The 23,196-nt window shown below is 69.8% G+C and carries 23 protein-coding genes; 12 read left to right on the top strand and 11 right to left on the bottom strand.

All coding sequences use genetic code 11. The annotated features are described in order from the left end of the window. Positions 1-63: 63 nt before the first annotated feature. The 7 genes from ACFY5A_RS17295 to ACFY5A_RS17265 all read right to left on the bottom strand — a co-directional run bounded on the left by ACFY5A_RS17295 (position 64) and on the right by ACFY5A_RS17265 (position 5,216). Entirely contained in the window at positions 64-906 is an 843-nt protein-coding gene (locus tag ACFY5A_RS17295; RefSeq protein WP_105672349.1) for an ABC transporter permease, read from the bottom strand. Further along, the gene (locus tag ACFY5A_RS17290) at positions 903-1,793 is read right to left on the bottom strand and encodes an ABC transporter permease (RefSeq protein ID WP_105672350.1); all 891 of its coding nucleotides are present in this window, start codon (positions 1,791-1,793) and stop codon (positions 903-905) included. The genes ACFY5A_RS17295 and ACFY5A_RS17290 overlap by 4 nt, the downstream gene beginning before the upstream one ends. Then, positions 1,786-2,964, bottom strand: coding sequence for a spermidine/putrescine ABC transporter substrate-binding protein (locus ACFY5A_RS17285; protein ID WP_387236054.1), 1,179 nt, complete (start codon positions 2,962-2,964; stop codon positions 1,786-1,788). The genes ACFY5A_RS17290 and ACFY5A_RS17285 overlap by 8 nt, the downstream gene beginning before the upstream one ends. Beyond that, positions 2,961-4,079: an ABC transporter ATP-binding protein gene (locus tag ACFY5A_RS17280; protein ID WP_387236051.1), complete on the bottom strand. Its 1,119-nt coding sequence runs from the start codon at positions 4,077-4,079 to the stop codon at positions 2,961-2,963. The genes ACFY5A_RS17285 and ACFY5A_RS17280 overlap by 4 nt, the downstream gene beginning before the upstream one ends. Before the next feature lie 136 nt (positions 4,080-4,215). Further along, positions 4,216-4,488 carry a metal-sensitive transcriptional regulator gene (locus tag ACFY5A_RS17275; RefSeq protein WP_387236048.1) on the bottom strand — a complete coding sequence of 91 codons (273 nt, stop codon included), beginning with the start codon at positions 4,486-4,488 and terminating at the stop codon, positions 4,216-4,218. Between the two features lie 38 nt (positions 4,489-4,526). Next, on the bottom strand, positions 4,527-4,937 hold the full coding sequence (locus ACFY5A_RS17270; RefSeq protein WP_341941592.1) for a type II toxin-antitoxin system VapC family toxin: 411 nt from the start codon (positions 4,935-4,937) through the stop codon (positions 4,527-4,529). Between the two features lie 3 nt (positions 4,938-4,940). Beyond that, complete coding sequence (locus ACFY5A_RS17265) at positions 4,941-5,216, bottom strand: type II toxin-antitoxin system prevent-host-death family antitoxin (protein ID WP_341941591.1); 276 nt, start codon at positions 5,214-5,216, stop codon at positions 4,941-4,943. 126 nt (positions 5,217-5,342) lie between these two features. On the opposite strand from ACFY5A_RS17265, the gene ACFY5A_RS17260 reads away from it, so the two are divergent. Genes ACFY5A_RS17260 through ACFY5A_RS17250 form a run of 3 tightly spaced genes read left to right on the top strand, consistent with a single transcriptional unit; the run spans position 5,343 to position 8,086 of the window. Continuing rightward, the gene (locus ACFY5A_RS17260; protein WP_387236045.1) at positions 5,343-6,620 is read left to right on the top strand and encodes a DUF445 domain-containing protein; all 1,278 of its coding nucleotides are present in this window, start codon (positions 5,343-5,345) and stop codon (positions 6,618-6,620) included. 3 nt (positions 6,621-6,623) lie between these two features. Further along, a complete protein-coding gene (locus ACFY5A_RS17255; RefSeq protein ID WP_341941589.1) occupies positions 6,624-7,541 on the top strand; it encodes an arginase family protein in 918 nt (305 codons plus the stop codon). Further along, positions 7,538-8,086, top strand: coding sequence for an AAA family ATPase (locus ACFY5A_RS17250; RefSeq protein ID WP_344011359.1), 549 nt, complete (start codon positions 7,538-7,540; stop codon positions 8,084-8,086). Before ACFY5A_RS17255 ends, ACFY5A_RS17250 begins: the two co-directional genes overlap by 4 nt. Here the strand turns inward: ACFY5A_RS17250 and ACFY5A_RS17245 are convergent. Further along, complete coding sequence (locus tag ACFY5A_RS17245) at positions 8,061-9,065, bottom strand: LacI family DNA-binding transcriptional regulator (protein ID WP_387236042.1); 1,005 nt, start codon at positions 9,063-9,065, stop codon at positions 8,061-8,063. The genes ACFY5A_RS17250 and ACFY5A_RS17245 overlap by 26 nt on opposite strands. Before the next feature lie 169 nt (positions 9,066-9,234). Between ACFY5A_RS17245 and ACFY5A_RS17240 the strand changes: the two genes are divergently transcribed. From ACFY5A_RS17240 to ACFY5A_RS17225, 4 genes are read left to right on the top strand one after another with little or no spacing between them, the layout of a single operon-like run. Continuing rightward, a complete protein-coding gene (locus tag ACFY5A_RS17240; RefSeq protein ID WP_387236039.1) occupies positions 9,235-10,485 on the top strand; it encodes an extracellular solute-binding protein in 1,251 nt (416 codons plus the stop codon). Positions 10,486-10,487: 2 nt separating this feature from the next. After that, positions 10,488-11,573: a sugar ABC transporter permease gene (locus ACFY5A_RS17235; RefSeq protein WP_341941585.1), complete on the top strand. Its 1,086-nt coding sequence runs from the start codon at positions 10,488-10,490 to the stop codon at positions 11,571-11,573. Next, positions 11,570-12,409, top strand: coding sequence for a carbohydrate ABC transporter permease (locus ACFY5A_RS17230; protein ID WP_258132419.1), 840 nt, complete (start codon positions 11,570-11,572; stop codon positions 12,407-12,409). The genes ACFY5A_RS17235 and ACFY5A_RS17230 overlap by 4 nt, the downstream gene beginning before the upstream one ends. Beyond that, the gene (locus tag ACFY5A_RS17225; protein WP_387236036.1) at positions 12,406-14,271 is read left to right on the top strand and encodes a glycogen debranching N-terminal domain-containing protein; all 1,866 of its coding nucleotides are present in this window, start codon (positions 12,406-12,408) and stop codon (positions 14,269-14,271) included. Before ACFY5A_RS17230 ends, ACFY5A_RS17225 begins: the two co-directional genes overlap by 4 nt. Positions 14,272-14,289: 18 nt before the next feature. On the opposite strand, the gene hutI is transcribed toward ACFY5A_RS17225, so the two are convergent. The 3 genes from hutI to hutH form a co-directional block, all read right to left on the bottom strand. Beyond that, positions 14,290-15,456: an imidazolonepropionase gene (gene hutI, locus ACFY5A_RS17220; protein WP_105672363.1), complete on the bottom strand. Its 1,167-nt coding sequence runs from the start codon at positions 15,454-15,456 to the stop codon at positions 14,290-14,292. A gap of 88 nt (positions 15,457-15,544) precedes the next feature. After that, positions 15,545-17,197, bottom strand: a complete 1,653-nt coding sequence (gene hutU, locus ACFY5A_RS17215; protein WP_387236032.1) for a urocanate hydratase — start codon at positions 17,195-17,197, stop codon at positions 15,545-15,547. After that, the gene (hutH, locus tag ACFY5A_RS17210; RefSeq protein WP_387236029.1) at positions 17,194-18,732 is read right to left on the bottom strand and encodes a histidine ammonia-lyase; all 1,539 of its coding nucleotides are present in this window, start codon (positions 18,730-18,732) and stop codon (positions 17,194-17,196) included. Before hutH ends, hutU begins: the two co-directional genes overlap by 4 nt. A gap of 52 nt (positions 18,733-18,784) precedes the next feature. On the opposite strand from hutH, the gene ACFY5A_RS17205 reads away from it, so the two are divergent. The 5 genes from ACFY5A_RS17205 to ACFY5A_RS17185 all read left to right on the top strand — a co-directional run bounded on the left by ACFY5A_RS17205 (position 18,785) and on the right by ACFY5A_RS17185 (position 22,991). Further along, on the top strand, positions 18,785-19,564 hold the full coding sequence (locus ACFY5A_RS17205) for an IclR family transcriptional regulator (protein WP_387236026.1): 780 nt from the start codon (positions 18,785-18,787) through the stop codon (positions 19,562-19,564). 70 nt (positions 19,565-19,634) lie between these two features. Beyond that, the gene (locus ACFY5A_RS17200) at positions 19,635-20,825 is read left to right on the top strand and encodes an OmpA family protein (protein ID WP_387236023.1); all 1,191 of its coding nucleotides are present in this window, start codon (positions 19,635-19,637) and stop codon (positions 20,823-20,825) included. 20 nt (positions 20,826-20,845) lie between these two features. Beyond that, positions 20,846-21,355: a hypothetical protein gene (locus ACFY5A_RS17195; protein WP_387236020.1), complete on the top strand. Its 510-nt coding sequence runs from the start codon at positions 20,846-20,848 to the stop codon at positions 21,353-21,355. 2 nt (positions 21,356-21,357) lie between these two features. Further along, positions 21,358-22,065 carry a response regulator transcription factor gene (locus tag ACFY5A_RS17190; protein ID WP_105672369.1) on the top strand — a complete coding sequence of 236 codons (708 nt, stop codon included), beginning with the start codon at positions 21,358-21,360 and terminating at the stop codon, positions 22,063-22,065. Beyond that, the gene (locus ACFY5A_RS17185; RefSeq protein ID WP_341941579.1) at positions 22,062-22,991 is read left to right on the top strand and encodes a HAMP domain-containing sensor histidine kinase; all 930 of its coding nucleotides are present in this window, start codon (positions 22,062-22,064) and stop codon (positions 22,989-22,991) included. Before ACFY5A_RS17190 ends, ACFY5A_RS17185 begins: the two co-directional genes overlap by 4 nt. Positions 22,992-23,196 lie beyond the last annotated feature (205 nt).

The following is a 23,196-nucleotide window of genomic DNA, read 5'->3' as shown; positions in this document are numbered from 1 at the left end:
GCAGAGAACTCCTCCCGAGCCGCACAGGTTCGGGAGGAGTTCTCGCGTTCGGGAGGTGACCTCTCAGCCACCCGCCATCGTGCGGGCGATGTCGGTCGCGGAGTCGCCGGCCTTCTTCAGCACCACGGCCACCAGCGCGAGCGCCAGCAGCGTCACGAGCAGCATGATCGTCGACACCGCGGCGATCTCGGGGCGCAGGCCGCTGCGCAGTGCGCTGAGCACGTAGACCGGCCACGGGGTCGTGCCCGAGACCTGGACGAACGCCGAGACGACGGTGTTGTCGAGCCCGAGTGTGAACGAGAGCAGGAATCCGGCGAGCACGGCCGGCATCGCGAGCGGCAGCGTCACCTTCATGAACGTGCGGAACGGCGGGGCGTACAGATCCGCGGACGCCTCCTCGAGCCGCGCGTCCAGACCCACCAGCCTCGCCCGCACGATGTACGACACGATCGCGATGGAGAACAGCGACTGCCCGACGACGAGCCGCACCGTGCCGTCGTTGAAGACGCTCATCCCCAGGTCCTGCCCGAGGAACACCATCCACGGCAGCAGCGCCACCGCATCCACGATCTCCGGCGTCACCGAGATCAGCAGCAGCATCGCCAGGAACCAGCCGACCCACCTGCCGGGCGTCCGCGCCATGGCGATGCCGGCGAGCGTTCCCAGGGCGGTCGCGAAGACCGCCGCGAGCAGGCCCGTGCGCAGAGACACCAGGACGGCGTCGCGGATCGCGGGCTTCGTGACGATGGCGGCGAACGAGTCGAACCCGAAGTGGTCCCACGACACGAGCAGCCGACCGACGTTGAAGGAGTACACGATGATCACGATGATCGGCAGGAACAGGAAGAGGAACACCAGAGTCGCCCAGATCGGCAGAAGGTGTCGTGCGATGCCGCGCCTGGTCATGATGCCTCCCCGAGGATGAGCCGGTTGCGTCGTCGCACCGGGATCGTGACGAGCCACAGCAGCAGCGCCGCCACCCCGATCGACAGGGCGATGGTGAGGATGAGCAGCACAGCCATCGCCGAACCGAGCGCCCAGTTCTGCGCCGTCTGGAACTGGCTGGCGACGATCTGGCCGACCATGTTGCCCTTCGCGCCGCCGAGCACGGTCGCGGTGATGTAGTCGCCCATGAGAGGGATGTACACCAGAAGGATGCCGGCGATGATCCCGGGGCGCGCCATCGGCACCGTGACCCGCAGGAACGTCGTGACGCTGTTCGCGCCGAGGTCCTTGCTCGCCTCGCGCAGCGGTCCGCTGACGCGGTCGAACGCGACGTACAGCGGGAGGATCATCAGCGGCAGATAGTTGTAGACGACGCCGAGGAGCACCGCCCCTCTGGTGTTGAGCATCTCGAGCGGGCCGGGGATGACGCCGATGAACTGCAGCGCCTGCGAGAGCCACCCCTCGGGGGCGAGGATCACCTGCCATCCGATGGTCCGCACCAGGAAGTTCGTCCAGAACGGCACCATGACGAGGGCGAGGAGCATCCCCCTCCGCGACGGCGCGGCCTTCACCGCGATCCAGTAGGCCACGGGCGCGCCGATCAGGAGGCACAGCAGCGTGCCGGTGACGCCGACCCAGAGCGTGTTCTGGAACGTCGTGAAGAAGGTCGGCGACAGCGCCTCGACGTAGCGGTCGAACGACAGCCTGTCGTTCGAGTTCGTGGCGAAGATGCTCGGCTTGTAGCCGAAGCTGTACCAGATCACCACGCCGATCGGCACGAGGAAGAAGATGATGAGCCACACCCACGCGGGGAGGGCGAGGCCGAAGCGGATCCTGAGCTTACGCACCGGCGGCCGCCTTCGTCGCGTTCCAGATCGAGACGATCCGCTCCTGCGCCTCGGTGAACTCCTGCTCGTGCATCGTCTCCACCTGCGTGTCGTCGAAGTAGACCATGTCGAGCCTCTCGAGCCCGGCGTCCTCCGCCTTCTTCTGCGTGCCCTGCACACCCGTGTCGTAGCCGATGTAGTCGACCTGCGCGAGCTGCACGTCGGGCGCGATCATGAAGTCGATGAACGCGTGGGCGGCCTCGGGGTGCGGTGCGCCCTTGGCGATCGCCCAGTTGTCCATCCAGAGCTCGGTGGCGGGGGCGCCGAGCACCCACTGCCAGCGTTCGGGGTCGTCGGACTCGTTCATGCCGGTGCGCGCGTCGCCGCTGTACGACTGCACGAGCGCGGCGGAGGCCTGCGGGATCACCTGCCCTCCCGGCGCGGAGTCGAAGGTCGAGACGTGCGGGGCGAGCTCCTTCACGAGAAATCTCTCGCACGCGTCGAGGTCCGCCTTCCTCGTGGTGTTCCAGTCGATGCCGTGCGACCAGAAGTAGATGCCGCACATCGGAGCGGGATCGTCGAGCAGCGACACCTTGCCCGACGCCTCGTTCTGCGCCGCATCGATGAAGTCCGCCCAGTCGGTCAGCTCCCTGGAGATGACGCGGCGGTCGTAGACGAACCCGGTCGTGCCCCATGCCTTGCAGATCGAGTACCTGTTGTCGGGGTCGAAGGAGCGATGGATGAAGTTCGGATTCATCGTGGCGAAGTTCGGGATCAGGTCGAGGTCGAGCTCCTCGAGCAGCCCGTTCTCGGCCATCGGCGTGACGAACAGGCCGCTGGGCACGACGATGTCGTATCCGCTGGTGCCCCGCGCCGCGACCAGCTTCGCGATCAGCTCCTCGTTCGAGTTGAAGGCGTCGACGACGATCCTGGGCCCCTTCTTCGCGCTGAACGCCTCGAGGATCTCGGGGGCGTCGTAGTCGCTCCACGTGTAGATCGACAGCTTGTCCTCGAGCGGACCGCCGTGAGCCTGCGGGGCTGCGCCGACCTGGCCGGGAGCGCACGCGGTGAAGAGCACCGTCCCGGTCGCGGCGAGCGCCGTCGCGAGGAACCCTCGCCTGGTCAGCTCGGTGCGGATGATGTGCGCCGCTCCGCGGTTCGCCAGCACGCGCACCGGGGGCGCCCCGGTCATGCGGCGGCCTTCGGCAGCGCGATGACGTGCGTCGCCGTGGCGGGGATGCCGTCGGCGGCGAACAGCCGCACGTCCGCGGCATCCCATACGCAGCGCACATCGTCATCCACCTGGATCCGCGGCGCCGTGGGGGCGGGCATCCTCGAGAGGAAGGTGGACTCGCCGCCGACCTGCACGGCGACCTGCAGGGTCTCGCCGAGGTGCGACACCCCGAGGACACGACCGGGGATGCCGGCCTCTCCCTCCGCCTCGAGGCGCACGTACTCGGGCCGAATCGCGGCCACCGCCGGCTGCCCCGATGCGACCCTCTCGCCACCCCACCGTCCGCCGATCACGCCGATCCCGGTGTCGAGGGAGGAGCCGTCGGCGCGCACGGCGCCGTGCACGAAGTTCTGCTGTCCGATGAAGGACGCCACGTACGCGGATGCCGGTTCGGCGTAGATCTCCGCGGGCTCGGCGAGCTGTTCGATGCGGCCGGCCCGCATCACCGCGATGCGGTCGCTCATCGACAGCGCCTCGGCCTGATCGTGGGTGACGAAGACGAACGTGGTGCCGAGCCTCGCCTGCAGCAGCTTGAGCTCGAGCTGCATCTCCTCGCGGAGCTGACGGTCGAGCGCGGCGAGTGGCTCGTCGAGCAGGAGCACGCTGGGCCGGTTGATCAGCGCGCGCGACAGGGCGATGCGCTGCTGCTGCCCTCCGGAGAGCTGGGTGGGCTTGCGATCGGCGAAGCGGCGCAGCTGCACCATGTCGAGGGCCTCGGCGACGCGCTCGCGCTGCTCGGCCTTGGGCACCCTGCGCTGCTGCAGGCCGTACGCCACGTTCTCGGCGACGGTCATGTGCGGGAACAGCGCGTAGGCCTGGAACACGGTGTTGACCTCGCGCTTGTGCGGAGGCAGGTCGAGGACGCTGCGACCGGAGATGCGGATGTCGCCGGCATCCGGATACTCGAACCCGGCGATCATCCGGAGCGTCGTCGTCTTGCCGCAGCCGGAGGGCCCGAGCAGGGAGAGGAACTCGCCGGGCCGGATGTCGAGAGTCAGATGGTCGACGGCCGTGGCTGCGCCGTAGAGCTTGGTGACGCCGTCGATGCTGACGCCGCCGGTGGAATCGGGCATGAAGCCTCCCCATTGAGAATCACTGGGGGACAGTCAAACACACGAATCGCGTCAGGTACAGCGAAAACCGAGGCAAGTTGGGCTTCTCGCAACGATTTCCGTTGCGAGATTACGAATCAACGTGCGATCAAGTCGTCTACTTCGAATCGAAGTCGAACGCCTTGAGGAGCTCGACGACCGCCTTGTCGCGTTCGTCGCCGCCCTCCTCGAACATGTGCGTGACGTGCGTGCGAAGGTGGTTCTCCAGCAGGAGCCTGTTGAGGGAGTCCAGGGACTTCTGGATCGCACGGGACTGCGTGATGATGTCCATGCAGTACTCCTCGTTCTCGATCATCCGCGCGACTCCGCGCATCTGGCCCTCGAGGATGCTGGTGCGGTGCAGGGCGCGCTTCTTGATGTCTTCGATCACGGAATCGAGCGTACTCGCGTGGGCCGGACGTCGGCCGATCAGCTCGAGAAGGGGTTGATGACCGCGAGCCCGGGGACGTCGAAGTCCTTCTCGTTGCGAGTGACGACGGTCAGCCCGTGGTGCAGTGCGGTGGCGGCGATGAGCGCGTCCGCCCACGGCCGCCGATTCGGCACGTTGAGCGCGGCGCACGTCCGCGCGATCTCGGGAGAGACGGGGAGGATCCGCGGGCCGAGGCTCTGGCGGATCACACTCAACCACTGCCTGAGCGCCCTCGCCTGCTGCGGGTCGCGTCTGTGAAGGCCGAGAACTCCGAGCTCCAACTCGTAGTCCGTGATCGCACTCATGTGCAGGGCGTCAGGGTCCACTCCTTCCATCCACGTCCGCGCAGCGCTTCCGATCTCTCCCCCGCGCCGCGCCTCGGAGAAGGTGTTCGTATCGACCAGATACATCGCTCAGAACTCGATCGGAGGGCGACCGAAGTCGTTCTTCCGGTCGGCGACGATCTCGTCGATGATGCGGTCGAACGCGCCGTCGTCGTGCGCGAGGTCGTCATCATGCATCGCGAGAAGCTCGAGCATCGACCCCGGTCGGGCTGGAACGATCCGTTCGTACTCCTCGATGCTGAGCAGCACATACGCCGGCTCGCCGTGCTTGGTGATCAGCACCGGCTCACCGTCGGCGACGCGCTGCGCACGCGCGACGGACTGATTGAACTCTCGAGCGCTCATGGTGAACATCGTGCACCTCGATTCAGAATGTAGTGATGGTACTACACAGGTGACCCTGTCTGGGCGCCGAGACGCTTCATCCCCCCGACCACGCCCCGCCCGGTGATCGCGTGAAAGGATGACTCCATGCCGCGAACACCGATGACGCAGCTCTCTCCCGCCGACCAGGACCGACTGCGCGCGCTCCGCCGCATGAAGGCCGTCGCGCTCGGCGCGCTGATCTTCATGGCGCTCGCCTTCGTCATCGCCTTCGCCCTTCAGGAGCGCGTCGGCTGGCTCTCCTATGTGCGGGCCGCGGCAGAGGGCGGCATGGTCGGCGCCCTGGCCGACTGGTTCGCCGTGACGGCGCTGTTCCGGCATCCGCTCGGCATCCCGATCCCGCACACGGCGATCATCCCGAGCCGCAAGGACGAGATCGGCCGCACGCTCGGAGAGTTCGTGGAGACGAACTTCCTCGCGGCGGACGTCGTGCGCACGAAGCTCTCCAGCACCCCGATCGCGCTGCGGGCCGGCGAGTGGCTGCGCGAGCCCGCGCACGCCGAACGCGTCGGCACGGAGGGAGCGACGGTCGCCACCGCGGTGCTCAACGCCCTCAGCGACGACGACGTGCGCGACCTCATCACCGACCTCGCCCGCGAGCACCTCGTCGCCCCTGAGTGGGGCACACCGGCCGGAGTGTGGCTGGAGAAGATCGTCGCGGCCGACGCCCACCACGGCGCCGTCGACCTCGCCGTCGACAGCATCGCCACCTGGCTGAACGCCAACGCCGTCGCCTTCAACGGACTCATCTCCCGCCGCCTGCCCTCGTGGGTGCCTCGCCTGGCGCATCGGTTCGTCGACGAGACCGCCTACAACGAGGCCGTGCGGTTCGTGAACGCGGTGAAGGCCGACCCCCGGCATCCCGCCCGGCTCGCGATCGACGGCTACCTCACCCGCCTCGCCGACAACCTGCAGCACGACCCGGCGACCCGCTCCAAGCTCGAGAACGCGAAGGCCTCCCTGTTCGACAGTCCTCGGGTCGGCGCCCTCGCCGCCGAGGCGTGGAACACGGCGAAGAACGGGCTCCTCTCCGCCCTCGCCGACCCCGAGAGCGGACTGCGGCGACGGCTCGTGCAGGCGCTCCAGGAGGTCGGCGAGCGCCTCACGACGGATGCCGCGCTGCAGCACCGCGTCGACACCTGGGTATCGGATGCCGCGGTCTTCCTCGTCGACCGCTACCGTCACGACATCGCCTCGATCATCACCGACACCGTCGAACGCTGGGACCCGGCCGAGACCACGGAGAAGATCGAGCTCATGGTCGGACGCGACCTGCAGTACATCCGTCTGAACGGCACCGTCGTCGGCGCTCTCGCCGGACTCGCCATCTTCACCATCGCCCACGCCCTGATCCCCGGAGTCTGAACCATGGCACTGTCGCACGATCCCCGCTGGCCGCGCGCAGGAGGCTGGCCGGCCCTCGACTCCACGGCGGATGCCGTGCTGCTCGGCGTGCCGGTGTGGCGCACCTCGCTCTCCCCGACCGGCGCCCACGCGACCCCGGCCGCGATCCGCGAGGCACTGCCCCGCTACGGCGCCACGCTGATGGGGCCGCCGATCGTCGATCTGAACGAGGCGCTGCGCATCGCCGACGCCGGCGACGTCCACGAGCCGGACGGCGACGAGGGAGAGTCCGATGTGATCTCCCGCGTGCGGGAGCTCGCGGCATCCGCCGAGCTCGTGATCGCTCTCGGCGGCGACAACTCCCTCACCTACCCCGTGGCCCTCGGCGCCGAGGCCACCGGCCTCATCACCTTCGACGCGCACTTCGACCTGCGCGACGGCGTCTCCAACGGCACGCCCGTGCGCAGACTCGTCGAAGACGCTCCCGCTGCGGCCACGGTGGAGACCTCGCGCATCGACCCCGCGCGCATCGTGCAGATCGGCATCGCCGACTTCGCGAACTCCGCGGCGTACGCGAAGCGGGCGGCCGACTGGGGCATCCGGGTGATCACGCTCGACGAGCTGCGCCGCCGCGGCATCGACGACGTCGTCGCGGAGGCGCTGGAGATCGCCGGGGCCGGAGCCGCGCCCCGCGTGCACCTGGACATCGACGTGGACGTGTGCGACCGCTCGGTGGCGCCGGGGTGCCCTGCGAGCATCCCCGGCGGGCTCGCCGCCTGGGAGCTCCGTGCGCTGACGCGCGCCGTGGCCGCGGACCCCCGGGTCGTCAGCGCCGACCTGGCGGAGGTCGACGCGACGGCGGACGCCGACGACGCCCGCACCGTCCGCCTCGCCGCGCTCTGCGTGCTGGAGCTGCTCGCAGGACTGCACTCCCGACGGTGAGGATCGTCGTCTCCGGAACCCACGCGAGCGGCAAGAGCACCCTGATCGCCGACCTCCGCGCCGCGCTGCCCGAGTACCTCGTGCTCGGGGACCCCTTCGACGACATCGACGACGACGCCCCCACCGGAGAGCGCAGCTTCGCCGCACAGCTGGCGGTCACCGCCGCACGGCTGCGCGAGACCGCGCACGAGCCCTCCGTCGTCTCCGAGCGGGGGCCGCTGGACTTCGTCGCCTACCTCACCGCCCTGGAGTCCCTGGGGCGCAGCGACGGGTCTCTTCTCGCCAGAGCCACGGAGATCGCCGCCGCCTCCCTGCGCGAGATCGACCTCGTCGTCGTGCTCCCCCTCGACAGGCGGCATCCGATCCTCGTCCCCGACGATGAGGACCCCGAGCTGAGGGACGCGATGGACGATGCGCTCCTGGAGATCGTCGACGACCTCGAACGCGACGGAGCCCTGCCTGCTCTCCTGGTCGTCTCCGGCGATCCGCAGGAGCGCCTCGCGCACGTGCTCGAGGCGGTCAGCGCACCACGAGCTCAGGGGTGATCAGGGCGTGCGCCGAGCCTGACTGGACACGGCGCGGGGCGACGACGTCGCCCGTCGGACCCATCATGAGCTCCAGGATGGCCGCGGCCACGTCCTCCGGGCGCTGCTCGACGCTGGAGAACCCCAGCGCCTCCGCGGTCGGGGTGTTGTCGAAGCCGATGACGGGAACCGACCGCCGCGCGTCGGAGAGCGCGAGAAGAGCGCCGACGGCGAGCGAATCGCTCGCGCAGACGACGGCGTCGGCATCCAGTCCCTCGTCGAGGGCGCGCGCGACGCTCGCCCTCACCTGCGGCACCGAGTCGTCGGCGACGACCCGTGCACCCTTCACGCCGGCCGCGCGCATCGCCTCGATCCACCCGCGCTCGCGGTCGTCGCCCGTGCCGGAGCCGGATGGCCAGCCGAGGAACGCGACACGGCTGCCGAAGGTCAGCGCGTGCTCCGTCGCCGCGCGGGTGCCGGCCGCGCCGTCGACGTCGACCCACAGGTGCCGCGGGTCGGCGATGTCGTCTTCTCCCCACGGCCGTCCGAACGAGATGAACGGCAGTCCCGAATCGTCGAGCCGGCCCACGCGGGGGTCGTCGCGCATGGTGCCGGTGATGATCGCCGCGTCGATCTCCGACCCCTCCCACAGCTCCGCGAGGCGGGCGATCTCCTCCTCCGGAGTGCGGGCGGCGTAGACGAGCATGCGCATGCCCCGCTCACTCGCGTGCTCCGTGATGGCGTGCACGAACCTGTCGAGCACGACTCCGGAGATGCCGCCGACGTAGGGGTCGAGGCGGATGCCGATGGTCGAGCTGCGCCGCAGTCGGAGCTGTCGCGCGGCGGCATGGCGTCGGTAGCCGAGGGCGTCGATGGCGGCGAGCACGCGCTCCCTCGTGGCCGGACGCACGATGTCTGGAGTGTTGAGCACGTTCGAGACCGTCTGGCGGGAGACTCCGGCGTGCTCGGCGACGTCTTCGACAGTGGGCGCCTTCGCCATCGCACCTCCTCGTTCACGGCCTGGGTCACAGGTGCGGGGTTGACACTTCCGCGCCCTCGCCCCTAGCCTATTCCACACAGGATTTGATCGTTCAAATTCCTACCCTTCCCGAACTCGCACGAGCCGCACGCGGCCGTCGCCCGCAGTGACTCATCAAAGGAGAGAGACCATGACACGGCACATCACACGCGCAGTCCTCGGCACCGGAGCGGTGCTGATCAGCAGCACCCTGGTGCTCACCGGCTGCGGATCCGGCTTCTCCGGAGGAGACGCGAAGCCGGATGCCGGCGGCCTCACCTCCTCCGACGACGCGCTCACCGTCCTCATCGGCTCCTCGGGCGATGCCGAGACCGCCGCCGTGCAGAAGGCGCTGGACGACTGGACCGCGAAGTCCGGCACGAAGACCTCCCTCCAGGTGGCCAGCGACCTCAACCAGGAGCTCTCCCAGGGGTTCGCCGCGGGCAAGCCCGCCGACCTCTTCTACCTCTCCACCGACCAGATCGCCGGCTACGCATCGAACGGCTCTCTGAAGGCCTACGGAGACGACCTGAAGAACAAGGACGACTTCTACCCCTCGCTCGTCGAGAACTTCACCGTCGACGGCGACTTCTACTGCGCGCCGAAGGACTTCTCCACCCTCGCGCTCGTCATCAACACGAAGATGTGGGCGGATGCCGGCCTCTCCGACGCCGATCTGCCGAAGACCTGGGACGATCTGGCGTCCGTCGCGCAGAAGCTCACGACGCCCGAGCACGTGGGCCTCGCGTTCGGCGCCGAGTACCAGCGCGTCGGCGCCTTCATGGCGCAGGCGGGCGGCGGCCTCGCGAAGGACGGCAAGGCCATCGCGAGCGACCAGGCGAACGTCGACGCTCTGACCTACGTGAAGTCGCACCTCGCGGACGGCACCTTCGCCTTCGCCAAGGACGTCGGCGCCGGATGGGGCGGGGAGGCTCTCGGCAAGGGCTCCGCCGCGATGGTGATCGAAGGCAACTGGATCACCGGGGCGATGACCAACGACTACTCGTCCGTCGACTACACCGTCGCGGAGCTCCCCGCCGGCCCCAGCGGCCAGGGCACCCTGCAGTTCACCAACTGCTGGGGCATGGCGGCCGACAGCCCCAACCAGAAGGCTGCCCTCGACCTCGTGGAGTACCTCACGAGCGCCGACAGCCAGCTGGCCTTCTCGAAGGCGTTCGGCCCCATGCCCTCGATCAAGTCGGCAGCCGACGCCTGGACGGCCGACAACGCCGCCCTCGCCCCCTTCCTCGCGGGCGCCGACTACGCGCAGTTCCCGCCGAACCAGGACGGGGCGGCCGACGTCGTCTCCGACTTCAACGCGCAGCTCGAGTCGCTGAAGACCGCCGACCCCGCGACGATCCTCGACTCCGTCCAGTCCAACCTCGAAGCGGTCGTCAAGTAACCATGACCGCTCTGGCCACGCCTCGTCGCGGCGGATCCTCCGGGCTCCGCCGCGGCGAGGCCGCAGCCGGGTGGCTGTTCACCGCGCCGGTGATCGCCATCCTCGGCGTCTTCCTCCTCGTCCCGGTGCTCATGGCGCTGTGGGTGAGCGTCTCCGACTGGGCGGGCCGCGGAAGCCCCCTCGCCGGCTCGGTGTCGTTCGTCGGCGCCGACAACTACGCCGCGGTCCTCACCGACGGCGGACTCGCCACCAAGGACTTCGGCACCGCGCTGCGCAACAACGCCTGGTACGTCGTGCTGGTGGTGCCGCTGCAGACGGCGCTCGCGCTGTTCCTCGCGGTCCTCGTCAACAGGGCGATGCTGCGCGGCCGCGGCTTCTTCCGCACCGCCTACTACTTCCCCTCCGTCACCAGCTCCGTCGCGATCACCGTGCTGTGGATGTTCCTGTTCTCGGCGAGCGGAGCGGTCAACGACGTGCTGTCCTGGTTCGGCCTCAACGGGCCGAACTGGTTCAACGATCCGCGCGGCATCCTGCATCTCCTCCTCGGTGACAGCGGACCCGCTGCGCTCGCCCAGGGCGGGATGCTGGGGGTCTCCTGGTGGGACTGGCTTTCCGGCCCGTCCATCGCGATGAGCGCCTACATCCTGATGGCGGTCTTCACGACGTCCGGGACGTTCATGCTGCTCTTCCTCGCCGGGCTCCAGAACCTCGGCGGCGACGTCGAGGAGGCAGCGATGATGGACGGCGCGAACGGCTGGCAGCGCTTCTGGCGGATCACCCTCCCCCAGCTCCGGCCGACCCTGTTCACGGTCCTGACCCTCGGCCTCATCGGATGCTGGCAGGTCTTCGACCAGATCTACGCCGGAACCCGCGGCGCGCCGAGCAAGACCACCCTGACGCCCGCCTACCTCTCCTACCAGTCGGCGTTCAACAACCAGGAGTGGGGCCAGGGCGCCGCGATCGCCTTCATCCTCTTCGTGATCATCGTCGTCTTCACTCTCGTGCAGCGCTGGGTGCTGCGCGACCGCCCCGTGTCCCCGCGCCGCATCCGCGCGTACCAGGTCACGGAGAAGGGCGGTGCATCATGAGGCTCTCCCGCAAGCAGCTGACCTGGCAGATCGTGCTGTACGCCGTGCTCATCGGGCTCGCGCTCATCTACATCTACCCCTTCCTGGTCCAGGTCGCGACGAGCTTCAAGACCGACGAGGACGCGGCATCCAGCGGCATCTCGCTCATCCCCCAGGTGTGGACCTTCGCGGCCTATGAACGCCTGTTCGCGAACTCCGACTTCCCGTCGTGGTTCGTCAACAGCGCGATCGTGACGATCTTCGTGACGGCGGGCCGGGTCTTCTTCAACTCGCTCGCGGGGTACGCGCTCGCACGTCTGCACTTCCGAGGGCGGGGCGTCGTCTTCGCGGCTCTGGTCGCCGTCATGTCGGTGCCGGCGGTCGTGCTCCTGATCCCCAAGTTCCTCGTGATCAACCAGCTCGGGATCTTCAACTCCTATGCGGGGATGATCCTGCCGCTGCTTGTCGACGCCGCCGGGGTCTTCATCATGAAGAACTTCTTCGAGTCGATCCCGGTCTCCGTCGAGGAGCAGGCGCGCATCGACGGAGCCGGCACGTTCCGGCTGTTCTGGTCGGTCGTCCTGCCGATGGCGACCCCGGCGCTCGTGACGATCGTGATCCTGTCGTTCCAGGGCTCGTGGAACGAGCTGAGCCATTTCATCGTGTCCACCAACGATCCCGCTCTGACCACGCTGACGAAGGGCGTCGCCTCGCTCGCGAGCGGCCAGCTCAGCCAGGGCACGCAGTACCCGATCAAGCTCGCGGCGGCGCTCCTCATGACGATCCCCGTCGCCGTGATGTTCTTCATCTTCCAGCGCCGCATCATGAACACCACAGAAGGAGCCGTCAAGGAATGACCCCCACCCCGCCGCTGCAACCGCTGCTGCACGACGCAGTGATCGCCCTCGAGGCGCCGACCCAGGTGTGGTCGGATGCCGAGGGGCGCATGGGAACCGCACCCATCCACGGGGTCTATCACGGCGACGTGCGGCACATCAGAGCGATCGACGTCGCCGTGCGCGGCACCGAGCTGGAATCGATCGGCTGCGCCTCCCCCACCCCCCGCCGGGTGCTCCTCGTCGACGTGCTGCGCGGCATCGACGACGACTCGGCCGACCCGAAGGTGCGGCTCGACCGCGAGCGCACCGTGACGGCCGGCGCGTTCTCGGAGCGTCTCCGCGTCTCCGCTCACCTCGATGACGGTGTGCCCGTCGACCTCACGGTGCGCATCGTCCCCGACTTCGCGCCCATGCAGGAGGTGAAGGCCGGGCTCTCCGCCGAGGCGTCCTGGTCGTGGGACGGCGCGGTCTGCCGTGCCGACGAGGCGTCCTTCACGCTCGCCGCCGCCGGAGCGACCGTGACCGCCGACGAGCACGGCATCACGTTGACCTGGGGTGCGGTGATCCCGCCGCACGGCTCGCTCGATCTCTCCTGGTCGGTGACCATGGACGATCCGACGCTCGTCGTCTCCGCGGCAAACCCCGCGGAACCCCACCGGTTCCCCTCCCCGGTCGACCCCCGAGCGTCCCGCTGGCTGGACAGGGCGACCGCCGATCTCGACGCGCTGCGGCTGGCTCTGCCCGACCACCCCGACGATGCGTTCTACGCCGCGGGCGCCCCGTGGTTCTTCACCCTGTTCGGCCGCGACTCGATCTGGGCGGCGCGACTGGCTCTCGCCGCCGCGCCGGAGATGGCGGCCTCGACGCTGCGGGTGCTCGCCCGCCTGCAGGGGACGACGACGGATGCCGACTCGGCGGAGGCCCCTGGAAAGATCCCGCATGAGCTCCGCAGCGGCATCCTCTCCCTGCCGAACGAGGGCGTGCACCTGCCGCCCCTCTACTTCGGCACGGTGGACGCGACGCCGCTGTGGGTGTGCCTCCTCGCCGACGCGCGGGACGCGGGGATGCCCGACGACGAGCTGCGCGAGCTGCTTCCCGCCCTGCGTGCGGCGCTGGACTGGATGATCGTGCACGGGGACGCCTCGGGCAGCGGCTTCATCGATTACGCCGACGAGTCAGGGCACGGCCTCGCCAACCAGGGCTGGAAGGACTCGGGCGACTCGATCCAGTGGCGCGACGGCCGGCTCGCCGACGGTCCGATCGCCCTCAGCGAGGTGCAGGCGTACGCCTACGAGGCGGCGGTGCGCGGGGCCGGGCTGCTCGATCAGCTGGGAGAGACGGGCGGCACCGCACTGCGCGAGTGGGCGGCCGATCTGCGGGCCCGCTTCCGCGCCGCGTACTGGGTGCGCACCGAGGAGGGGCACTATCCTGCCATCGCGCTCGATGCGCACGGGGCCGCGGTCGATTCCCTGACGAGCAACATCGGCCACCTGATCGGCACCGGCATCCTCGACCCCGAGGAGGAGCGCGCCTGCGCAGCTCTGCTCACGGGACCGTCGATGTCCAGCGGCTTCGGCATCCGGACCCTCTCGACCGGAGCCGCCGGCTACTGGCCGCTGAGCTATCACGGCGGCAGCGTATGGACCCACGACACGGCCATCGCCGTCCACGGCATGCTGCGCGCCGGCCTCGCCGACGAGGCGCGTGCGGTCGCGGCGCAGCTGATCGACGTCGCCGAGGGATTCGACTACCGGGTTCCCGAGCTGCACGCCGGCGACGAGAGGGTGCCCGGCGGGCGCCCTGTCCCCTACCCGGCTGCGTGCCGCCCGCAGGCCTGGTCGGCCGCCGCGGCCGTGGTCTGCGCTCGCGCGCTCGCCTGAGCGGACGGGGTCGTCCGCTCAGGCGACGACGACCCCGTCCTTCCACACCTGGTCCACGAGCGGCACGCCGGGACGGTACGCCAGGTGGATGCGCGTGGGGGCCTTCAGCAGCACGAGATCCGCACGATACCCGGGGGCGATGACGCCGACGTCGTCGCGGCGCAGCGCCGCCGCGCCTCCGGCGGTGGCGGCCCAGACCGCCTCGGCCGGCGTCATCCCCATGTCGCGGACGGCGACGGCGATGCAGAACGGCATGGAGCTCGTGAAGCTCGACCCGGGGTTGGTGTCGCACGCGAGCGCCACTGTCACGCCCGCGTCGATGAGACGCCGGGCGTCGGGATAGGGCTGGCGCGTGGAGAACTCCACGCCGGGCAGCAGCGTCAGCACCGTGTCGGACCCCGCTAGCGCCTCGACGTCGGCATCCGTCAGGTAGGTGCCGTGGTCGATGGATGCCGCGCCCAGCTCGACGGCGAGGCGCACACCGTCGCCGGGGCCGAGCTGGCTCGCATGCACGCGCGGCGCGAGTCCGCGGGCGATGCCCGCTTCGAGGACCCGGCGGGACTGCTCCACCGAGAACGCACCGGTCTCGCAGAACACGTCGATCCACTTCGCGTGGGGAGCGCAGGCGTCGAGCATGGGCCCCGTGACGAGGTCGACGTACTCGTCGCCGCGGTCCGCGTACTCGGCGGGCACCACGTGCGCGCCGAGGAACGTGACCTCCGGCGTCACCTCCGCGGCGAGGCGAACGAGCCGCTCCTCGTCGACGACGCTCAGGCCGTAGCCGCTCTTGATCTCGACGGTCGTCGTTCCCTGAGCGCGCAGCTCCTCGATGAAGCCGCGCAGACGCGCACGCAGCTCATCGTCCGTCGCGGCCCTGGTCGCGGCCACCGTGGAGCGGATGCCTCCCGCCGCGTACTTCTGCCCCGCCATCCGCGCCTCGAACTCGACGGCGCGATCGCCGCCGAACACGAGGTGGCTGTGGCTGTCGACGAATCCGGGGATGACCGCGGCGCCGCCGGCGTCATCCGTCTCGTCGGCCTGAGGGGCATCGGCCGCAGCGCCGACCCAGACGATCCGCCCGTCGTCGATGAGGACGGCGGCGTCGTGCAGGGTTCCGGTCGGGTCGCCGTCGGCCGAGCGGACGTTGGTCGTCAGCTCGCCGATGTTCGTGATCAGCACGGTCATCCGGGGTCTCCCTTCCGTGAGGGGTCAGAGAGCGTCGCCTGCCGGGGTCCGGGGCGACGTCCTCTGACCTCTCATGAGGTTGTCACAGTCAGAGCATCGGGACCTTGAGGCCGCGCTCACGGGCGACCTCGCGGGCGTGCTCGTAGCCGGCGTCGACGTGGCGCATGACGCCGGTGCCGGGGTCGTTCGTCAGCACGCGCTCGAGCTTGTCGGCGGCGAGCGCTGAGCCGTCGGCCACGGTGACCTGACCGGCGTGGATGGAGCGGCCGATGCCGACGCCCCCGCCGTGGTGCAGCGACACCCAGGAGGCGCCCGATGCCGTGTTCAGCAGCGCGTTCAACAGGGGCCAGTCGGCGATCGCGTCGGAGCCGTCCTTCATGGCCTCGGTCTCGCGGTACGGGGAGGCGACGGAGCCCGAATCGAGGTGGTCGCGGCCGATCACGATCGGAGCCGACAGCTCGCCCGACGCGACCATCTCGTTGAACCTGAGTCCGGCGAGGTGGCGCTCCTTGTAGCCCAGCCAGCAGATGCGGGCGGGAAGACCCTCGAAGTGGACCTTCTCGCCGGCCTTCTCCAGCCAGCGGTGCAGAGCGGCATCCTCGGGGAACAGCTCGGCGATCGCACGGTCGGTCTTGCGGATGTCCTCGGGGTCGCCGGAGAGCGCAGCCCAGCGGAACGGGCCGCGGCCCTCCTCGAACTGCGGGCGGATGTACGCCGGCACGAAGCCGGGGAACTCGAACGCCCTGTCGAAGCCACCCAGCTGGGCCTCCGCGCGGATCGAGTTGCCGTAGTCGAACACCGCGGCCCCCGCATCTTTGAAAGCCACCATGGCCTCGACGTGCGCCGCCATGGCGAGACGGGAGCGACGCGTGAACTCCTCGGGGTCGCGCTCGGCCTCGGCCTTCCAGTCCTCGACCGAGATGCCGATCGGCAGGTAGGCGAGCGGGTCGTGTGCGCTGGTCTGGTCGGTGACGATGTCGATCGGGACGCCGCGGCGGAACAGCTCGGGGAAGACCTCGGCGGCGTTGCCGACGATGCCCACGGACAGCGCCTCGCCGGCCTCCTTGGCGGCCACCGCCCGAGCGATGGCCTCATCGAGATCGGTGTAGTAGACGTCGAGGTAGCCGTGGTCGACGCGACGGGCCAGACGGGTCTCGTCGACGTCGACGATGAGCACGGCGCCGTCGTTCATCGTGACGGCGAGCGGCTGCGCGCCGCCCATCCCGCCGGCGCCGCCGGTGAGCGACAGGGTGCCCTTGAGCGATTCCCGTCCGAGCGACCGCGCGACGGCGGCGAAGGTCTCGTAGGTACCCTGCAGGATGCCCTGCGAACCGATGTAGATCCACGACCCGGCCGTCATCTGCCCGTACATCATGAGACCGAGCTGCTCGAGACGGCGGAACTCAGGCCAGTTCGCCCAGTCGCCGACGAGGTTGGAGTTCGCGATGAGAACGCGAGGAGCCCACTCGTGCGTGCGGAACACGCCGACCGGCTTGCCCGACTGCACCAGCAGGGTCTCATCGGGCTCGAGCTCGTCGAGCGTGCGGACGATCGCGTCGTACGCCTCCCAGTTGCGAGCGGCCTTGCCGGTGCCGCCGTAGACCACGAGGTCCTCGGGGTGCTCGGCGACCTCGGGGTCGAGGTTGTTCATCAGCATCCGCTTGGCGGCCTCGGCGCCCCAGCTCTTGGCGGTGCGCTCGTTGCCGCGCGGCGCCCGGATGTTCGTGTGGGTGGTGCTCATTTCGCGTGCTCCTTTGCGATGCGTGCGATGGCGCCGGACTGCACGAGGGCGGTCACGGCCTCCATCTCGGGAGAGAGGAAGCGGTCGGGGCCGGGTCCGGCGGCGACCGTACGGACGAGGTCGCGGACGGCCCCGGTGGCCGCTCCGGCCTGGAGGGGCGCGCGCAGGTCGAGGGCGCGCGCCCCGGTGAGGATCTCGATGGCGAGGACGCGACCGAGGCCGTCGATCGCACGGCGCAGCTTGCGTCCGGCTGCCCAGCCCATCGACACGTGGTCCTCCTGCATGGCCGACGACGGGATGGAGTCGACGGATGCCGGGACGGCGAGGCGCTTGAGCTCGGACACGATGCCGGCCGCCGCGTACTGCGCGATCATGAGACCGGAGTCGACGCCGACCTCGTCGGCGAGGAACGGCGGGAGGCCGTGGTTGCGCGCAGGGTCGAGGGCGCGGTCGGTGCGGCGCTCGGAGACGGAGGCCACATCGGCGACCGAGATGGCGAGGAAGTCGAGGACCGCCGCGACCGGGGCGCCGTGGAAGTTGCCGTTCGACTCGATGCGTCCGTCGAGCGTGATCACGGGGTTGTCGATGACGCTGGCGAGCTCGCGGTCGGCGATGGTCGCCGCGTAACCTGCGGTGTCGCGCGCGGTGCCGTGCACCTGCGGCGTGCAGCGCAGCGAGTAGGCGTCCTGCACACGGCCGTCCTCCGGGCCCTTGTGACTGTGCACCATCGGGGAGTCGCCGAGGAACGCGCGCAGGTTCGCGGCGGAGGTTCCCTGACCGACCTGCGGACGCAGCGCCATGAGGTCGGCGGCGAACACGGCGTCGGTGCCGAGCTGCGACTCGATCGACATCGCGGCCGCGATGTCGGCGGTGATCAGGAGCTCCTCCAGGTCATGCAGTGCGAGCACCAGGGTGCCGAGCATGCCGTCGGTGCCGTTGATGAGGGCGAGGCCCTCCTTCTCGACGAGGGTGAGCGGCTCGATCCCCGCAGCGGCGAGCGCCTCGGATGCCGGGAGCAGCGTGCCTGCGGCGTCGCGGACGTCTCCCTCGCCCATGGTGGCGAGCGCGATGTGCGCGAGCGGAGCGAGGTCGCCGGAGCAGCCGAGCGAGCCGTACTCGCGCACGATCGGGGTGATCCCCGCGTTGAGGAGTGCCGCGTAGGTCTCGACGACGACCGGTCGCACGCCGGTGCGCCCCGAGGCGAGCGTCTGCAGGCGCAGCAGCTGAAGGCCGCGCGTGACCTCGCGCTCGATCTCCGCGCCGGTGCCGGCGGCGTGCGAGCGGATCAGGCTGGCCTGCAGCTGCAGGCGGCGCTCGGGGGCGATGAACGTCGTCGCGAGCGCGCCGAAGCCGGTAGAGACCCCGTAGTGCGGGTTCGGGTCCGCGGCGAGGCCGTCGATCACGGTGCGGGTCTCGGCGACGCGGGCGAGAGCCTCGGGGGCGATGACGACGGGGGCGCCGTGTCGGGCGACGGCGACGACGTCGGCGTGGCGCAGGGGCTCGACGCCGACGAGAACGGGGGACTGATCACTCATACGTCGATTCCACACCGTCGCGGTCGCGCGCGGCACCGGTTCATGGCATCCTTTGTCTGTGATACCAGACATATCGGATGGCGCCTCCGCCCAGGTGCCGGCGGCGGAGAACACGCTCCGCATCCTGCGCTACCTCGCCGGACGACCGGCGCCGGTCGCGGCATCCGCCATCGCCAGGGAGCTCGCACTCCCCCGGTCGACCGTGTACCACCTGCTGACGACGCTCGCCGCGCACGGCTTCGTCCTCCATCTCCGCGAGGAGCGGCGCTGGGGTCTCGGCACCTCGGCGTTCGAGCTCGCCGGCGGCTACGCACGGCAGCAGCCCCTCGCCCGTCTCGGGCGTCCGCTCGTGGCCTCCCTCTCCGATCGCCTCGGCGAGAGCACGCACCTCGCCGTGATGAGCGGCGGAGACGTGCTCTACATCGTCGAGGAGCGCGCTCCGCGACGGCCCGCGCTGATCACCGACGTCGGCGTGCGGCTCCCCGCGCACCTGACGGCGTCGGGGCGCGCCATGCTCGCCTCCCTCCCCCGTGAGCAGGTGCGCGCGCTCTACCCGAGTGCCTCCTCGTTTCCCGACCGCACCGGCCTCGGCCCCCGCAGGCCGGGTGAGCTCCGCGAGCTCCTGCGCGAGGTGCGCGCCCGCGGATACGCCACGGAAGACAGCGAGGTCGCCGACGGGCTGCGCAGCGTGGGCGTCGCGGTGCGCGATCACGCCGGATGGCCGATCGCCGCCGTGGCCGTCACCTGGGCGGACGGCGACCTCGACGAGAGCGCTCTGGCGGATGCCGTGCGCGACACCGCGGCGACGCTGGAGTCCCGCCTGAAACGCTGAGTATCGGAATGTCGCAGACCTGCGACACGATGGCGACAGTCCCGCCACACCCACTGGCTACTGTCGAAGCATGACCTCCTCGACCAGCACCATCCGTCGCCGCGGCCTCGTTCTCGGCCTGGCCGCGACCCTCCTCTTCACCGGCTGCGCAGCCGAGCCGGCCTCCGGCGGGAAGAAGCCGCCCGCGTCGTCCACTCCATCGGCCTCCGCTCCCCGCACCTCCGTGGTGCCGGGGTACGACGTGGGACAGTTCCCGGCCGTGCCGCTGTTCGTGCTCCCCGATCTGGCGCTGCTCGACACCTCGGCATCCGCCTTCACGATCGAGGTGAACGACGCGCTCTCCGACATCCCCGGCGTCACGGCCACCCCGGCGCACTGCGATGCGTCGGGCGGCGTGGTGTCCGGCAACGGCACGTCGTTCCTCTACGGCGACGGCTCCGGCACGTTCACCGGCGCAGACGGAACCGTGCAGAACTTCGGCGACGGGTCCGGCAACTCCACGATCAACGGCGTCACGATCCAGAACTTCGGAGACGGCTCGGGCAACTACTCGGACGGCACCGTCACGATCCAGAACTTCGGCGACGGCTCAGGCAATTACTCCGACGCGACGAAGACGGTGCAGATCTTCGGAGACGGGTCGGGCAACTACTCCGACGGCGCCGTGACGATCCAGAACTTCGGAGACGGCTCCGGCAACTTCTCCGACGGGACCGTCACGATCCAGAACTTCGGAGACGGCTCAGGCAACTACTCCGACGGCAGGATCAGCATTCAGAACTTCGGAGACGGCACCGCGCTCGTCGACGGCGAGACGGTCGACGCCGACAAGCTCCCTCCCGTGCCGAAGCTCGGCTCCTTCCCTCCCCTGGGCGCACTCGCCCCGATCGAATCCTGCGGCACGACGCTCACGTTCGACGATGGCGTCCTGTTCGACTTCGATCGGAGCGACATCCGCCCGGACGCGGCCGCCACCCTGGATGCCGTCGCCGAGGTGTTCGGCTCACTGTCCGTCGCCCAGGCACAGGTCTCGGGCCACACGGATGCGATCGGCTCGGACGACGCCAACCAGAAGCTCTCCGAGGACCGAGCTCAGTCCGTCGTCGCGGGGCTGGAGAAGCGTGGCGTGACGGCCTCGCTCACTGCGGAGGGCTTCGGCGAGTCCCGCCCCGTCGCTCCCAATGAAGTGGACGGAGCAGACAACCCCGCCGGTCGGCAGCTCAACCGTCGGGTGGAGATCTTCATCCCGGCGACGCTCTGAAAAGACGAGAGGATAGAACCATGCGAGCACCGCGTCTGATGCCCCTCCTCCCCCTCGCCCTTCTCGCGGCGGGGTTGACCGGATGCACAGTGGGGATCGTCGATCCGTCCGAACCCTCGCAGAAGGCCCCCACGCAGGAGCAGACGTCGCAGGCTCCGGATGCCGAGAAGGAGACGCCGGAGGCCGAGACGCCCGCGACCTCCGGGCTGAGCACCGACGGGCAGGAGGAACGCGATCGGCTCATCGCCGCGGCCACCACCACGATGCCGTGCCCTGACGGTCCGCTGACCGCCGACGGCGCGATCGTTCGGGTCGAGGGCGCATGCCCCGAGCTCGTGATCGAGATCGACGCGGGCGTCGTGATCGCCGACGACGTCGACGAGCTCACACTCGAGGGCAGCGGGACCATCGTGTACGCCGAGAACCTCGGCGTCGTCACGGTCACCGGCAGCGCGAGCTCGATCTTCTGGTCGGGCGCCACCCCGACGGTGCACGACAGCGGCTCGTCCAACACGCTGCGAAAGGGCTGAGCATGGACGCGCCGGACCGCCCGCGGATCCTCATCGTTGACGACGACGAGGCGATCACGGGGGCGCTCGGTGCGTTCCTCGGGCGCAGCGGATTCGACGTGCGCATCGCGGAGGACGGACGCGCAGGCCTCCTCGAGGTCGAGCGCGACGCCCCTGACCTCGTCGTGTGCGATGTGCTCATGCCCCATGTCGACGGGCGCGAGTTCGTGCGCCGCGTACGTGCGCGCCAGCTCTGGCTGCCGATCATCCTGCTCACCCAGGTGGGCGAATCGTGGGAGCGCAGTGCCGCGCTCGACGAAGGCGCCGACGACTATCTGAACAAGCCCTTCGATCCTCACGAGCTGATCTCCAGGATCCGCGCCGTGCTGCGCCGTACCGAGCAGGGCGCCGGCTCGCTCCGTTCCGCGCCGCGACTGCGCGCCCTCGACCTGACGCTCGACCGTACGGCGCGCAGGGTATGGCGCGGTGATGCAGAGCTGACGCTCACGCCCAAGGCGCTGACGCTGCTCGAGTACCTCATGCTCCACCCGCAGGAGGTCCACACGCGCGAGCGCCTCCTCTCCACCCTCTGGGGCTTCGACTTCGCCACGTCGAGCAGAGCCGTCGATCACCGGATCGCCGAGCTCCGACGGGTTCTGGGAGACGGGCGCTTCATCGAGACCGCGCAGAGCATGGGCTATCAGTTCGTCCCGAAGGTCGTGGCCGGATGAACCGCCGCGGCGACGTCGCCCTGGGCATCGCGACCGCCGTGCCGGTGACGCTGTGCACGCTCGCGGCCGGCGGGATGCTGGTGGCCGGAGACGAGCGACTCCTGACGATGAGCACGACCCTTCCTGCCGCGACCTTTGCAGCGGGGCTCGTCCTGTCCGCGGTCCCGCTCACCGTGCTGGTGGCGCGCAACCGCGCCCGGCGCCGCGACGTCCGAAACGACGCGCGCGCGAGGGATGCGGCGGATGCGGCAGCCCTCCACGAGCGCGCGACCCACCAGCGCTTCCTCGCCCGGCTCGATCATGAGCTGAAGAATCCGATCACTGCGATCCGTGCGACCGCCGTCGCGGCTCAGGACGGCTCGCAGACCGACGCGTGGCGCACGATCGACGCCCAGGCCGCGAAGCTCAGCACTCTCGTCCGCGATCTGCGGAAGCTCGCCGAACTGGAGACGCGGCCGCTCGACAGGGAGCGAGTCGACCTTGAGCAGCTGCTGAACGAATCCGTCACCGCGCTCGCGCAGCAGAACCCGACGGCCGGCGCCAGGGTCGTCCTCGCCGTCACCAGGGTCCCGTGGGCGGTCCCGCCTCTCTCCGTCGACGTCGATCTCCTCTCCGTCGCGCTGGACAACGTGCTGGGCAACGCCGCGAAGTACTCCGAGTCCGGCCCCATCGAGGTGCGTCTGCGTGAACAGGACGGCTGGGCGGTCATCGAGGTGGCGGATGCCGGTCGCGGCATCCCCTCCGCCGATCTGTCCACGGTGTTCGACGAACTGGCACGTGCCCAGAACGCACGCGATGTGAGCGGCTCAGGCATCGGTCTCACGCTCGTGGCGACGGTGATGCGTCGTCACGGCGGCGACGTGTCGATCCGTTCGGCAGAAGGCGCCGGCAGCGTGCTGACGCTTCGCCTGCCGATCGCCCGCTGACAGCTCGAGCCGCACACACTGCGTCGACACTGAAGATCCGCTAACGCAGAAGAGCCACCCGGTGACGGGTGGCTCTTCTCACTGAGCGTGCGACGTACTGCGCACACGATCTGTTTTGTTCGTGTATATGCAAAATGGCCACCCAGCGATGGGTGGCCATTTTGACTAAAAGGAGTCCGGCGGTGTCCTACTCTCCCACAGGGTC

Origin of the sequence: Microbacterium sp. NPDC012755 (assembly GCF_042901325.1) — a bacterium.
Classification (GTDB): domain Bacteria; phylum Actinomycetota; class Actinomycetes; order Actinomycetales; family Microbacteriaceae; genus Microbacterium; species Microbacterium natoriense.
Note: the sequence above shows the minus strand (reverse complement) of the source record. Positions and strands in the feature narration are given on the sequence as shown.

Bases quoted from the DNA above. Each gene is read 5' to 3' on its own strand.
- ACFY5A_RS17295 (WP_105672349.1), bottom strand. From the start codon at position 906: ATGACCAGGCGCGGCATCGCACGACACCTTCTGCCGATCTGGGCGACT.
- ACFY5A_RS17285 (WP_387236054.1), bottom strand. From the start codon at position 2,964: ATGACCGGGGCGCCCCCGGTGCGCGTGCTGGCGAACCGCGGAGCGGCG.
- ACFY5A_RS17280 (WP_387236051.1), bottom strand. From the start codon at position 4,079: ATGCCCGATTCCACCGGCGGCGTCAGCATCGACGGCGTCACCAAGCTC.
- ACFY5A_RS17270 (WP_341941592.1), bottom strand. From the start codon at position 4,937: ATGTATCTGGTCGATACGAACACCTTCTCCGAGGCGCGGCGCGGGGGA.
- ACFY5A_RS17265 (WP_341941591.1), bottom strand. From the start codon at position 5,216: ATGAGCGCTCGAGAGTTCAATCAGTCCGTCGCGCGTGCGCAGCGCGTC.
- ACFY5A_RS17260 (WP_387236045.1), top strand. From the start codon at position 5,343: ATGCCGCGAACACCGATGACGCAGCTCTCTCCCGCCGACCAGGACCGA.
- ACFY5A_RS17255 (WP_341941589.1), top strand. From the start codon at position 6,624: ATGGCACTGTCGCACGATCCCCGCTGGCCGCGCGCAGGAGGCTGGCCG.
- ACFY5A_RS17245 (WP_387236042.1), bottom strand. From the start codon at position 9,065: ATGGCGAAGGCGCCCACTGTCGAAGACGTCGCCGAGCACGCCGGAGTC.
- ACFY5A_RS17240 (WP_387236039.1), top strand. From the start codon at position 9,235: ATGACACGGCACATCACACGCGCAGTCCTCGGCACCGGAGCGGTGCTG.
- ACFY5A_RS17235 (WP_341941585.1), top strand. From the start codon at position 10,488: ATGACCGCTCTGGCCACGCCTCGTCGCGGCGGATCCTCCGGGCTCCGC.
- ACFY5A_RS17230 (WP_258132419.1), top strand. From the start codon at position 11,570: ATGAGGCTCTCCCGCAAGCAGCTGACCTGGCAGATCGTGCTGTACGCC.
- ACFY5A_RS17225 (WP_387236036.1), top strand. From the start codon at position 12,406: ATGACCCCCACCCCGCCGCTGCAACCGCTGCTGCACGACGCAGTGATC.
- hutI (WP_105672363.1), bottom strand. From the start codon at position 15,456: ATGACCGTGCTGATCACGAACATCGGCGAGCTGACGACCAACGTCCGC.
- hutU (WP_387236032.1), bottom strand. From the start codon at position 17,197: ATGAGCACCACCCACACGAACATCCGGGCGCCGCGCGGCAACGAGCGC.
- hutH (WP_387236029.1), bottom strand. From the start codon at position 18,732: ATGAGTGATCAGTCCCCCGTTCTCGTCGGCGTCGAGCCCCTGCGCCAC.
- ACFY5A_RS17200 (WP_387236023.1), top strand. From the start codon at position 19,635: ATGACCTCCTCGACCAGCACCATCCGTCGCCGCGGCCTCGTTCTCGGC.
- ACFY5A_RS17195 (WP_387236020.1), top strand. From the start codon at position 20,846: ATGCGAGCACCGCGTCTGATGCCCCTCCTCCCCCTCGCCCTTCTCGCG.
- ACFY5A_RS17190 (WP_105672369.1), top strand. From the start codon at position 21,358: ATGGACGCGCCGGACCGCCCGCGGATCCTCATCGTTGACGACGACGAG.
- ACFY5A_RS17185 (WP_341941579.1), top strand. From the start codon at position 22,062: ATGAACCGCCGCGGCGACGTCGCCCTGGGCATCGCGACCGCCGTGCCG.